We start from the raw sequence: 12,561 nt of genomic DNA on the forward strand, positions 1-12,561 counted from the left end.
GGAAATGGTTTGACTTACAGTAACTATAAGGTTTAGATTGGTTATCAGTCTGGAATGATAAGTTTATTCAAAAAACAACCATCGCAGCAAAAAGGAGCCAAGCCATGAAAACACTCGCTGCAGCAAGCCTTGCAGTGCTTTGCCTGTTGGGGGCAAGCATCTCAAAAGCCGATACCGCTTTACCAAAGGAGCAGAAAATGACACCCATTGCCAATGATACCCGCGTATTCAAGATCAACCCGGAGATCAAAACCAACGATGTCCGTTTCAAGAACCGCTTCGGCATTACGCTTGCCGGACACCTCTATTTGCCGAAGGATTTCAATCCGGCCCGGAAATATCCGGCAATCGCGGTCAGCGGTCCGTTCGGCGCGGTGAAAGAACAGTCCTCCGGCCTCTACGCGCAACAGCTGGCGGAACGAGGCTATGTGACACTTGCCTTCGATCCGTCATTTACCGGTGAAAGCTCCGGGGAACCCCGTTATGTGGCCTCGCCGGATATCAACACGGAAGACTTCTCGGCGGCCGTGGATTACCTGTTGTTGCAGGATTACGTCAACCCGGAACGCATCGGCGTGCTCGGCATCTGCGGTTGGGGCGGTCTGGCTCTGAACGCGGCGGCGAACGACACACGAATCAAGGGAACCGTCGCCATCACCATGTACGACATGAGCCGCGTGACCGCGAACGGCTACTTCGATTCCATGAGCGCCGATGATCGCTATGAGCTCCGCAAAAAACTGAATGCACAGCGGCTGATCGACGCCAAGAACGGCAATTACGAGCTGGCTGGCGGCGTGGTCGATCCGCTTCCGGCCGATGCTCCGCAGTTCGTCAAGGATTATTATGCCTATTACAAGACGTCGCGCGGCTATCACGCCCGTTCGCTCAACTCCAACGGCGGCTGGAACAAAACTTCCACACTGGCCTTTTTGAATGCGCCGTTATTGACCTACAGCGACGAGATCCGCTCTGCCGTGTTGCTCGTTCACGGAGAAAAGGCCCATTCCCGGTATTTCAGCGAGACGGCGTTCAAAAAACTGACGGGCGACAACAAAGAACTGCTCATCGTCCCCGGCGCAAGCCATGTCGATCTCTATGATAATTTCGGTATGATTCCCTTCGACAACATCACCGACTTTTTCAAAAAGGCTTTGAATTGAAATGAACCAAAACGTACTTCTGATTTCGTCCAGCCCCCGTCGCGGGGGCAACTCCGATCTTCTCTGCGATCAGTTCGCCCTGGGCGCGAAAGAAGCTGGCAACAGCGTGGAAAAAGTGTTTCTCAAGGACCTGGAGATCAATTTCTGTACCGGGTGTGGCGTATGCAACACCACACACCAATGCGTACTGAAAGATGACGAGGAAGCGCTTCTCGCCAAGCTCGTCGCCGCCGATGTGATTGTAATTGCAACTCCGGTCTATTTTTACACCGTGAGCGCGCAACTGAAAGTTATGATCGACCGTCTCTGTCCGCGCTATACCGAAATCGCGGACAAGACGTTCTATCTCATTGCGACAGCAGCCGAAGACGGGGAGCATACCTTCGACGGCACCATCGCCGCCTATCGTGGCATGCTGGACTGTCTGCCCGGTTCCAGCGAGGGTGGCCGCATTCTCTGCGGCGGAGCTTGGCAGATTGGGGAAGTCAAAAATCTTTCGGCCATGCATGAAGCTTACGCTGCCGGGAAAAATATATGACGATTGTTCTCAAGGAAAGGTATTGTAAATGAAAACAAAGGCAATGGTGTGCGCTATGGCTGGACTTATTTTTTCAACAATCGGATGTTCGGCGGAAGAACTGAACACTGTGAAAGCAACAGCGGAACCGGGCAAGATTCTGGTTGCGTATTACTCTTACAGCGGCAATACCCGATTCGCCGCTGAACAGATTCAGAAGGCGACCGGGGGCGAGCTTTTCGAGATCAAACCGGTCTCCGCGTATCCCGCGGATTACGATGCTTGCGTCGAACGGGCGAAGAAAGAAATCAACGCCGGAACCAAGCCGGAGCTGGCGGAGAAAGTCAAAGACTTCAGCCAGTACGAAGTGATTTTCGTCGGAACGCCGAACTGGTGGAGCACGATGGCGCCTCCGGTGTTGAGCTTCCTGTCCGGTTACGACTTCAGCGGCAAAGTCATCATTCCGTTTGTAACCCACGGCGGGGGTGGGATGGCACGTTGCAAAAAAGATATGCAAAAGGCATGTCCGAAAGCGTCGTTCGGCAAAGGTGGTGCGTTCTCCGGGCGAAGCATCAAGAGCTCTGAAGCGGCACTGACAAAGTGGGTCGATGAAGTCATAACCATCAGAAAGTGAGGAAAGCCATGAAGAAAATCGCCCTGTTCGGAATTCTTCTCGCGTTTTTCGGCATCGTCAATGATACGGAGGCAAAAGATACCATGAATGCTTTGAACACTAAAGAGCAAAAGATCGCCATCATTGCCAAATATACGGCTCAGGGCGACATGGCGAACCTGAAAAACGCGCTGAACGTCGGACTCGATGCAGGATTGACCGTCAACGAAATCAAAGAAGTATTGACGCAACTCTATGCTTACTGCGGTTTCCCACGCAGCTTGAATGCTCTCGGCAATTTCATGGCGGTGATGGAGGAACGTGAAGCCAAAGGCATCAAGGACAATGCCGGGGAACTCCCCGGGCCGATGCCGGAAGGCAAAAGCATTGATTTCGGTACCGCTAATCAAACCAGGCTCTGCGGCGCTCCGGTCACGGGAAAGCTCTTCGGCTTTGCCCCGGCAATTGACGAGTACCTCAAGGCACATCTTTTCGGGGATATTTTCGGGCGCGACAATCTCGATTGGAAAACGCGCGAAATCGCCACCATCGCCGTGCTTGCCGCGATGCCCGGCACGGAGAGCCAGTTGAATTCCCATATCAGGATCGCCAAACACAACGGCGTCACCGACGCCCAGATCGCCGGGATTCTCGCGCTCGTCAACAACAATGAGTTCGGCGTCCCGCAGATCAGCCCGTTTCTGGTCGGCCCTGAAAACACTGGCTATGCGAAGTATTTCAGTGGAAAATCCTATATTGCCCGTTTGACCAAGGACGAACGTCTGAAGGTTCCGGTTGCCAATGTCACGTTTGAACCGGGTTGCCGCAATAACTGGCATAAACACACTGGCGGGCAAATGCTGATTGTGGTTGGTGGAATCGGCTTCTACCAGGAACGCGGCCAGACCGCCCGGCGTCTGGTTCCCGGCGATGTGGTGGAGATTCCGCCCGATGTTGAGCACTGGCACGGCGCCGCCCCTGACAGCTGGTTCTCGCACCTGGCTATCGAGTGTAATCCTGAAACCAACCGAAACACCTGGCTTGAAGCCGTGAGCGATGCCGATTATCTCGCCGCTGCAAAATAACGGAAAGTGAGGCGAGATTTATGCGGAAAAATATATATATTGCTTTGCTCTTGGCCGGAATCGCTGTGTTGAGCTCATTCGCGGCGGACCTTACACCGGAAACGGTGGAATTTCTGCAAAAACGCGCTCCCGGACAACAGGCAGGAATGACGGCGGCGCTACGGGAAGCCATTGCCGGAAATTCGAAAAACTTGAACGTCATTCGCGACGCAATGGCGAAAGACACACCCGCCCCGGAGAATGTAATAGTGGAGAATCGGACGGTCGATACCTGCCGGATGCGCTTATATCTGCCGGAAAAAGCCGACAGGAAAAGTGTCGTTCTTTACCTTCATGGAGGAGGCTGGGCGGTCGGTGCGCTGGAGGGAAGTTCGCGTTTCTGCGGAGACTTGGCGAAAGCAACCGGCATCGCCGTCGCACCCTTGAGTTATCGATTGGCTCCGGAACATCCTTATCCCGCCGCATTGGATGACGTTCTTGCCGCAATTGTCGCGCTGAAAAAAGACGGATTTCTCCGAATCTATCTTGCGGGCGACAGCGCCGGGGGAAATCTTGCCGCAGCCGCCGCATTAAAACTGCGGAACGCCGTTTCCGGACTGATCCTTTATTATCCGGTGACGCTTGCTCGAAGCGACGATTCACCGTCCTGGAAGGCTTACGGCTCCGGTTACGGATTGGACGCGAAGACAATGGAAGCGTTCAATGACACCTATGCGACCAGAAAAACAGTGGACATTCCACTGGTTTCGCCGCTTCTTGCGACAGAATTCAAAGATTTCCCGCCGACACTGATCGTCGCGGCGGATCATGACATCCTTTTCGATCAGGGGAAAGCGTTCGCCGGAAAACTTCGGACGAATCACATTCCTGTTGATCATCGGGTGATTCCAGGAACAATTCATGCGTTTATGACCTATCCCGGCATGGAACAAGCCTATCAATACGGCTTGAATTTGGCTGTGGCATTTTTAAGAAAATGGGAGAAACATCCTATGAATTCTGTTACGCCGGACGGTATTGTCCGCTTGTCCAGAGTGACCGTCGATCCGGAACAGTTGGAAGAGTACCTCGCGTTCGTCACGGAATGCGGTACACGTTCCATGGCGGAGGAACCGGGCGTCTTGATGATGTATTCGATGGTCGGCAAGGCACAGCCGAATATGGTCACGATTTTGGAAATCTATGCGGATCACGCCGCATACAAAAGCCATATCAAGACCCCGCATTTTCAGAAATACAAGCAGGGTACATTGAAAATGGTGCAAAAACTGGAATTGCTCGACCAGACACCGCTCGTTCCCGAAATGAAAATGAAATAACAGGAGTTGCTATGAATAATTTGAGAAAAATACTTTTCACGATTTTATGACGAACAAGGGGAACTCCGGTTCAAGCTCGACAAACTGACTTGAACATGCTTTCAGGGTGGAAAAATCAACCGCAAACTTTGCGAGATCGAGTCGGTTTTTAGTCAATCGTAATATCCTTTCTGTAAACATATTACAGAACCGTTTCCGTTTTGAAAACTTAACATTGCATTGCCGTTTTTGGCGAAAAACTGTACCGCGAGTTTGCGAATGTCGTCCCGCCGAGCAATTCTGCCTGCTTTTCGCCTTTTGGAGAGCATAAAAAACGTTGCGAAAGGTGATAAAAAATCATAAAGCGAAGCATTCAAACTCAAATTTATGCAATTATGACTTTTCGATCTATGGTTCGTTTTACAGCGACGAGTGGGGAGGCACTCTATGCGAGAGGTGGAAAATATGCCTTTTTGCCGTCATTCGATCCTCCTTGTCCAAGAAATCGGTCAGAAAAACTCAGAATCGAGACTGAAATCAGCCTTCTCGCGCCCCTGTGACAAAGAAATCGTGATTCTGAGAGTGCCCGTAAACACACACTGGAAAGCGCCGTAACCCTTTGAAACTCGCGGAGTTAGATTAATGTAAGAATAGTAACTCTCTTATACCGAGCAGTTTGAAATAGCTAAAAGAATGGCGGAGGGAGAGGGATTCGAACCCTCGGAGAATTGCTCCTCGGCGGTTTTCAAGACCGCTGCCTTAAACCAACTCGACCATCCCTCCAAGGAAAACCGGACTCGCGTCGGTGCCATCCAATATAGTGAAAATGACCCAAAAGTCAAGTGCCAGTCCGGCTCGAATCTCAATTTTTTAAACCGGCCACCATCAAGTCGGCAATCCGTTTGGCGAAAAGGCCCGGATCGGCAATCTGGCTGCCTTCGGTCAGCAGCGCCTGATCGTACAATAGCCCGGCGTATTCCTTCAATTGAGCCGATTGCGGGTCCTGATCGTACAGTTTCTGCATCGCTTCCACCAACGGATGTTTCGGATTCAACTCCAGAATACGTTTGCCGGCCGGAATTTCCTGATTCATCGCTTTGAAGAATCGTTCCATATGGGCGCTCAAACCCTGTTCATCCGCAACCAGACAACAGGCGCTTTCCGTCAGCCGGCCGCTGAAACGCACCTCCTTGACGTTGTTTTCCAACTCTTTCGCCAGGTATTCCACCAAGCTCTTGTGCGTCTCGGCGGCAGCCTCGACCATATTTTCCAATTCTTTTTTGCTGTCGGCGTCCAGCTCCAGTTCACCTTTGGCGACCGATTTGAAGTGCTTTTTGTCGTATTGGAACATCGACTGCATGACCCATTCGTCGATCGGATCGGTCATCAACAGCACATCGTAGCCTTTGCTGCGATAGATTTCCAGCGCCGGCGAGGCGAGGGCGGTCGTCCGGTTTTCAGCCGTGATGTAATAAATATCCTGCTGGCTGCTCGGCATCGCCGCGACGTATTCCCGCAGGGAAATCAGCTTGCCGGCTTCGCTGTTCATCGATTCGTACATCGCCAGTTCTTTGATTTTGTCCTGGTTTTGGAAATCGGTGTGGATGCCTTCTTTCAGGATCTTTCCGCATTCCTGATAGAACAGCAGATATTTTTCCGGCTCCTTTTCCTGCAGTTTTTTCAACTCGCTCAGCACCTTGGCGACGATTGCCTTCTGAATTTTCATGATCTGCGGATTTTCCTGCAGAATTTCGCGGGAAACATTCAGCGGCAGATCGCTGGAATCAACCACGCCCTTGATAAAACGCAAATAATCCGGCACCAGGTCCTTGCATTCATCGGTGATGAAGACGCGCCGAACATACAATTGCAAGCCTTTTTTCTGCAGATCGGGCATGAACAAGTTGAACGGCAGTTTTTCCGGGATATACAGCAGCGCTTTGAATTCACTGGTCCCTTCCGCCGCGATATGGAGCGGCTTCAGCAGTTTGCCGCCATGCGACAGATGGGCATAGAAGCTCTGGTGTTCTTCGTCGGTAATTTCGGAGGCGTTGCGCAGCCAGATTGCTTTCTGCGAATTGAGGATTTTTTCTTCGATCGTTTCGGTGTTGTCGTCATTTTTCTTGACGGTCGGCAAGATGATCGGGTATTCGATAAAATCCGAGTAGCGGTGGACGATTTCCGTCACCTTCCACGGTTCCAGATACAATTCCGCGTCCGTTTTCAAATGCAGGATGATCGTCGTCCCCTGATCATCGCGGGTCGCTTCTTCGAGCGTATAATTTTCCTGCCCCTTGGAGGTCCAGCAGACCGCCGGCTCGTTGCTGCCGGCCCGTTTGGAAATCAATTCGACCTCTTCGGCAACCATGAAAGCCGAATAGAAGCCGACGCCGAATTGACCGATCAATTCCGGCATTTCATTCAGCGGCGTCTGGCTCTCCTCCAGTTGTTTCAGAAAGGCTTTGGTGCCGGATTTGGCGATAGTGCCGATGTTTTCGACGACTTCATCCGCTGTCATGCCGATTCCGTTGTCGCTGATGGTCAGCGTCTTGGCATCTTTGTTCTGTTCGATTTTGATTTGCCATTCGCGGTTCAGAGTGGAATCGGTCAACGCGGCGAAACGCGCCTTGTCGATGGCGTCGGCGGCGTTGGCAACCAGTTCCCGCAAAAAGATGTCTTTGTTGGAATAGAGCGAGTGGATCATCAAATCCAGCAGGTGTTGTACTTCCGTCTTGAATTTTCTGGTTTTTTCCGCCATATCCGTCTCCTTAAAAATATTTTTTTGAAAATAGTGGTGATTAAAATTACAGCCCGCAATTGGAGAACGACCATTCCCCGTTGCGGGATTAAATTCTTAAAGACAGCAGTCGTGCTGTCGATGTTCCAGATTGAACCGGAATAAATATAGTCAGAATTGAGGATTTTTCAAATAATTATTGATTGACTGCTGGAAAAACGATCGTTGTCAATTTATAGTCAAATGGTGCGATCAATTGTGATGGAGGATCATGAATATGTCGGAAAAAAGTTGTGACGGGACGGCCGCTGCGCTTCGTTCCGGTTCGACAGTGCCGTCGTCGACGTTTTTGAGGCCGTCGGAAATTGCTGCTGAGGGGGCGAGCCAGACTGGCGAGCACAACCCGCAGCAGGGCGGCAGTTCGGATGCGACGGGAGAGGCGGCGACGCCGGTTTCCGGGATCGGGGCGGTTTTGAAAGGACATCTTCATGAACGGGAAGAATTGTGCCGTCGTCTGGAGGGCTTGCCGGCGGAAGCGGCGGCTGAATTGCCGGCGTTGCAGCGGGCCTGGGATGAAGCGCCGCCGGTGCCGTCGGAATATCTGGAAATTCTGGAACGCCGTTTTGCTGCCGCTGCAGTGGATTTCAAACGACGGGTGGACGAGCGTGAGGCTGCCGGCAAGCGCCGGGCGGAAGCGTTGACGCTGCTGCAGGGCAATCAGGTCCGGTTGGCCGAATGGGAAACGGCCGCGGAAATTTTGCCGCAGCGGAAAAACATTGAGGAAATATACCAGCAGAGCCGGGCGGTGGCGATCGACGATGGCGCCGTTTTGCTGCAGCCGCTTGAAGAGCTCTATCGGCGTTTACAGCAGCGCTGGGAAGCGGAACAACAGGCGGAAGCGGAGCTGTTTCATAACCTGCGGCAGTGTTGCGAGCGTCTGGAGGAATTGGCCAAAGGTGATCCGGAGAGCGGTAAAGAGGAGAAACAGCAGCTCGAAAAACGTTTTCAGCAGTTATTGCCGGCGGCGGAGCAGTGTGACCGGCCGGCCGCTTCGGCTTTGCAGCATCGCGTTCAGAAAGCGTTGAAGGTATTTTCCGCCAACTTGCATCAGCTTTACCAGGCGCGCGATCTGGAACGCTGGGAGCATTATACGCTGAAGTTGGATATTTGCCGTGAGTTGGAGCAGTTGGTCGATTGTCCCGACAAGGATTTGCCGCTGGCGGCCAAACGGCAGAAGGCGCTGCGGGAGCGCTGGCAGGAATTGGGGGCCGTGCCGCATGAAAAAGCGGATGAGCTGTGGGCCGGTTTCCGTGGTTTGAACTCCCGGCTGCAGGCGCGTCTGAATGAATATTTCGATCGGCTGGAAAAAGAGCGGAATGCTTCGGATGAGTTGAAAAAGAGCCTGGTGGAACAGGCGGAGCAGTTGGCGCATTCGACCAAATGGGAAAAGAGCGCCGAATTGCTGAAAGCATTGCAGCAGCAGTGGCGGATGGCCGGACCGGGGCACCGGGCGCTGGATCAGCAGTTGTATCAGAAATTCCGGACTGCCTGTGATACTTTTTTTACGGCCCGCAACGATTTTTATCAGGAACGCAGAGCGGTTTATACCGCCGCCGCGGAACAGAAAGAGCAGTTCTGCCGCGAAGCGGAACAGTTGAGCCAGTTGCCGCCGCGGGAAGGGCGGCAGCGGGCCGATGAACTGCGTCGCCGCTGGCAGGAGACGCCGTCGGCCGGCCGGACGGATCAGGAGTTGTATTTGCGTTTCAAGGCGGCGCTGGACGCCTTCTTCAACGGGCGCCGCTCGGCGATCCAGGACGGCATTGGCCGCAAGGAGCAGAATTTGAAATCGCTGGAAGAATTGTTGGCGCATCTGGAAAATCCGGCCGTGACCGATGATCTTGCCGCCTTGCGCCGCCGCTGCCGCGAACTGGAACAGGAGTGGGAAACTGGCGGAGAGTTGCCGCATGCCGTTTATATTGAATTCGAGCAGCGCCGCCGCTGGTTGCTCGACAAAATACAGCAGAGTTTGCCGAAGTTTCGATTGCGGCAACTGCTGCAGGAAATGGTTGTCCGGGCGGCGCAGGAAGAGCAGTTGGCGCGTTGGCTGGCGACTGCTGGGCCGAAAGAGTGGCCGGCCGGCCTGGAGGCGCATGCCGATTGGCGGGCGACGCCGACCGGTCGATGGTTGCTGGCGCAGACGGAGGCCGTCGGAAAATATTCCGGCTGGGAAGAGTTTCAAAAACACAATCAGGCTGTCAAGGAATCCTGTTGCGGCAAGCTGGAACGAACAACCGGTCCGGCGGAGAAAACGGCGGTGCGGATTGATCTGGATTTGGCCGCGGAATTGAAACGGGCGATGGAGAGTCACTTCGATGCTCCGCCGTCGGAGGAGATACCGGCGGAAAATCTGGAGGATACCGTCCGGGAGTTTCTGGCCTGCGGACTTGGCGGCGTTGAAAATGATGCGCTCAACCGGCGTTTTCTGACTGCATTGCGAAATGCAATCGATGGAACCGCACGGTGAATCGGCAATTGTTTGGTATAGATAGTAGAGAAAGGAAATGTATGCGGATCAATCCGGATATCGTCATGCGGGAGGAGTTCGATCATTGGGGCGTGGTATTCAACCCGGACAACGGGGAAGTCTTTGCCTTGAATCCGACCAGCGTGCTGATTTGGCAGGGGCTGGCCGAGGGATTGGATAAGACGGCAATTCTGACAAGGATGCGGGAGCGGTGCGAGTCGGTGCCGGATACCGCGGCTGCGGACCTCGATGAATTTATCGCTGCTTTGGTCGACAAAGGATATTGTTCGCTCGATTGAGGTCGCCGGGCTAGAGATATCGCAATGACTGCGGCAGGGACGTCGGCCGGAAGTTGTGTCGTAAACAATACAAGATAATCCTGTCGAAAATCTTGGCAGGCTCCAGCGCTCGAAAGCCGCCAGGCCGGGAATTGGAAAGTGGCCGACAAATCGATTGATCGGCCACTTTTCGCAATTCCGGGGGGCTTTTACCAGTTGTCCGTCCGGAACGGGAAGGCGGGCAGGCCGGCGGAATTGTACAGATTGGCCGCCGCCGGATTCTGGGCCCAGGCGTAACGCACCGCGACCGGCCGGGGGACCTGATCGGAGCGGACGATCAGCTTATTGCCGTCGATCTGGACTTCGGCCGGATGAAACACTCTGTCTTCACCGGCGATCATCATCGTTTTCACCCGGTCGCCTTCGCGCAACCGGAGGCCGTCGGCGATTTCGTCGAAAGTCAGAATTGCTTCGCCGGCGGCAAATTCAACCTTTTCCAACACCGGTCCGAGTGCGGCAATCTCCCGCCGGTAGGCCTGACGCAACGCGCAACCGGCCAGCCGTTCGCCGACTTCCCGCTTGCGGGCCGGATGGATGTTGTCGGCTTCCCCGAGGTCGACGGCGGTGGCGATGAGATTGCCGGTTGCCTGGGCCGCCTGGAATTGTGCTTCCCGAATCCGGGCCCAGGTGGAATTGCCATCATAATCGCCGGCCGCTTCGAAGCCGGCCAGTTCCACCTGCAGGAACGGAATTTCGCCCTGCTGGAACTGGTAACGCCAATCGCGGATCAACAACTCCATCAGCGCGGCGTATTCGCCATACCGCCAGGCGTTGGCTTCGCCCTGGTACCAGATGACGCCGCGCAGCGCATATGGAATCAGCGGTTCGATCTTGTTCTGGAAAAGGATGCCCGGAACGTACATCGAAGCCGGCGCACCCGGCCCCGACAGTTCGGCCCGCCGTCCGACGTTCTGTTCCAGCCGGCAGAACCATCGGCCGGCCAACGGCAGTTGGCGACCGGCGACTTCAACGGACATCTCCTCGGCCGGACCGGTCAGGCCGCCGGCGTAGAGATGTGATGCGTTGCGCACCGCGATGACGTTTTCGCCCGCTTTGACCAAATCGCCGGGCACCTGGTAAACCCGTGGCAGATTCCAGCAGCTTTCATCGAATACTTCTCCGGTAGCACCGACTTTGACGCCGTTGAAATAGGTGATGTCGGTCTTGTCGATGGCGCCGAGCCGGAGCGTCAGCGGCTGGCCGGCTGCTTCCGGCGGCAATTCCAGTTCCCGGCGGAACCAGACGACGCCGTTGGTGTCGTACGAGGCGGCGATGTCGCTCCACAGGCCCGGCAGCATCGCCGTATCCCAACCGGAGGAATCGCGGCGCATTTCCCGGTGCCAATTTTCCCGTTCACCCACATTGTCGGCCAGTTTCCGGCGGGTTTCCTCGATTTCTGCGGCCTTCTGTTCGGCCAGTTTTTTCAGCCGTTCGCCGCCCAGTTGCGGAATGTCCGACGGTTCGCCGTCGATCACCCGCGCGATGGCGCGGTGGTCGAACAACAGCCACTCTTCCGGATAGTTCCGGTCGTAATTGCGCCACCAATCCGGCGCGTTCATCTGGTTCAGCGATTCGGTTTCGAGCAGTTGCCGGTAATGCGGGTCGCTGGCCAGTCCGGCCCGGCTGACCCAGGCCTCGGCGGTGGTGCCGCCCCAACTGGAACTCAGAATTCCGACCGGAACCTGCAGCTCCTGCTGCAATTTCCGGGCGAAGAAGAACGCGACGGCGGAAAAATTACCGATTCGGCCGACGGCGGCCACTTCCCAGACGCCCGGCGCTTCCGACAGTTTGCCCGGCTGGGTGGTCAATTCGGTTTGAAAGAAACGGACCAGCGGAAAATTGGCCAGCGCCGGGTCTTCGAGGTCAATTCCGGGAATGCTGGCCATCGGATAGTAGAGGTTGGACTGGCCGCTGGCCAGCCAGACTTCGCCGAGATAGATATCCTTGCTGGTCAGCCGTTCGCCGGCGGCAGGATTGCTGACGACCAGTTCATAAGGGCCGCCGGCTGGCTGGGGCGGCAGGTAGGCGATGAAGTAGCCGTCCGTGTTGGCGAGCGTTTCGGCCTGTTTGCCGTTGAGTTCGACGGTGATCCGGCTGCCCGGGGCGGAGTGGCCCCAGACCGGGACGACCGCCTCGCGCTGCAATACGGCATGGTCGCCGAAAAGCGGTGGCAGCCGGAGGCTGCCGGTTGGTTCCGCGGCAGCTAGAAAACCGGTGCAAGACAGGATGAAAAGGAAAAGGCTCTGTAGTAATTTTTTCATAACGAATTGATTGTCCAGTGGTTGT

General features: G+C 54.8%; 9 protein-coding genes and 1 tRNA gene. 7 read left to right on the forward strand and 3 right to left on the reverse strand.

Annotation, left to right across the window (positions count from 1 at the left end; all coding sequences use genetic code 11):
* Positions 1-104 precede the first annotated feature (104 nt).
* Genes HWX74_RS13150 through HWX74_RS13170 form a run of 5 tightly spaced genes read left to right on the forward strand, consistent with a single transcriptional unit; the run spans position 105 to position 4,697 of the window.
* Positions 105-1,163, forward strand: coding sequence for an alpha/beta hydrolase (locus tag HWX74_RS13150; RefSeq protein ID WP_176013967.1), 1,059 nt, complete (start codon positions 105-107; stop codon positions 1,161-1,163).
* Between the two features lies 1 nt (position 1,164).
* Entirely contained in the window at positions 1,165-1,701 is a 537-nt protein-coding gene (locus tag HWX74_RS13155) for a flavodoxin family protein (protein WP_176013968.1), read from the forward strand.
* A 28-nt stretch (positions 1,702-1,729) separates the two neighbouring features.
* Positions 1,730-2,314, forward strand: coding sequence for a flavodoxin (locus HWX74_RS13160; protein WP_176013969.1), 585 nt, complete (start codon positions 1,730-1,732; stop codon positions 2,312-2,314).
* An 8-nt stretch (positions 2,315-2,322) separates the two neighbouring features.
* On the forward strand, positions 2,323-3,378 hold the full coding sequence (locus tag HWX74_RS13165) for a carboxymuconolactone decarboxylase family protein (protein WP_176013970.1): 1,056 nt from the start codon (positions 2,323-2,325) through the stop codon (positions 3,376-3,378).
* 20 nt (positions 3,379-3,398) lie between these two features.
* Positions 3,399-4,697 (forward strand): alpha/beta hydrolase fold domain-containing protein, encoded by a 1,299-nt coding sequence (locus HWX74_RS13170; protein ID WP_176013971.1) that lies wholly within the window; start codon positions 3,399-3,401, stop codon positions 4,695-4,697.
* 673 nt (positions 4,698-5,370) lie between these two features.
* Here the strand turns inward: HWX74_RS13170 and HWX74_RS13175 are convergent.
* Both HWX74_RS13175 and htpG read right to left on the reverse strand, forming a co-directional pair.
* Positions 5,371-5,459, reverse strand: a tRNA-Ser gene (locus HWX74_RS13175).
* 79 nt (positions 5,460-5,538) lie between these two features.
* Entirely contained in the window at positions 5,539-7,434 is a 1,896-nt protein-coding gene (htpG, locus tag HWX74_RS13180; protein ID WP_176013972.1) for a molecular chaperone HtpG, read from the reverse strand.
* A gap of 256 nt (positions 7,435-7,690) precedes the next feature.
* On the opposite strand from htpG, the gene HWX74_RS13185 reads away from it, so the two are divergent.
* Both HWX74_RS13185 and HWX74_RS13190 read left to right on the forward strand, forming a co-directional pair.
* Complete coding sequence (locus HWX74_RS13185) at positions 7,691-9,937, forward strand: DUF349 domain-containing protein (protein WP_176013973.1); 2,247 nt, start codon at positions 7,691-7,693, stop codon at positions 9,935-9,937.
* A 41-nt stretch (positions 9,938-9,978) separates the two neighbouring features.
* Entirely contained in the window at positions 9,979-10,236 is a 258-nt protein-coding gene (locus tag HWX74_RS13190; RefSeq protein WP_176013974.1) for a PqqD family peptide modification chaperone, read from the forward strand.
* Positions 10,237-10,424: 188 nt separating this feature from the next.
* Here HWX74_RS13190 and HWX74_RS13195 read toward each other — a convergent pair whose 3' ends face one another.
* Positions 10,425-12,536, reverse strand: coding sequence for a sialate O-acetylesterase (locus tag HWX74_RS13195; protein ID WP_176013975.1), 2,112 nt, complete (start codon positions 12,534-12,536; stop codon positions 10,425-10,427).
* Positions 12,537-12,561: the final 25 nt, after the last annotated feature.

This window comes from Victivallis sp. Marseille-Q1083 (genome assembly GCF_903645315.1).
In the GTDB taxonomy this organism is placed as follows: domain Bacteria; phylum Verrucomicrobiota; class Lentisphaeria; order Victivallales; family Victivallaceae; genus UMGS1518.

Bases quoted from the DNA above. Each gene is read 5' to 3' on its own strand.
- HWX74_RS13150 (WP_176013967.1), top strand. From the start codon at position 105: ATGAAAACACTCGCTGCAGCAAGCCTTGCAGTGCTTTGCCTGTTGGGG.
- HWX74_RS13160 (WP_176013969.1), top strand. From the start codon at position 1,730: ATGAAAACAAAGGCAATGGTGTGCGCTATGGCTGGACTTATTTTTTCA.
- HWX74_RS13155 (WP_176013968.1), top strand. From the start codon at position 1,165: ATGAACCAAAACGTACTTCTGATTTCGTCCAGCCCCCGTCGCGGGGGC.
- HWX74_RS13165 (WP_176013970.1), top strand. From the start codon at position 2,323: ATGAAGAAAATCGCCCTGTTCGGAATTCTTCTCGCGTTTTTCGGCATC.
- HWX74_RS13170 (WP_176013971.1), top strand. From the start codon at position 3,399: ATGCGGAAAAATATATATATTGCTTTGCTCTTGGCCGGAATCGCTGTG.
- HWX74_RS13185 (WP_176013973.1), top strand. From the start codon at position 7,691: ATGTCGGAAAAAAGTTGTGACGGGACGGCCGCTGCGCTTCGTTCCGGT.
- HWX74_RS13190 (WP_176013974.1), top strand. From the start codon at position 9,979: ATGCGGATCAATCCGGATATCGTCATGCGGGAGGAGTTCGATCATTGG.
- HWX74_RS13195 (WP_176013975.1), bottom strand. From the start codon at position 12,536: ATGAAAAAATTACTACAGAGCCTTTTCCTTTTCATCCTGTCTTGCACC.
- htpG (WP_176013972.1), bottom strand. From the start codon at position 7,434: ATGGCGGAAAAAACCAGAAAATTCAAGACGGAAGTACAACACCTGCTG.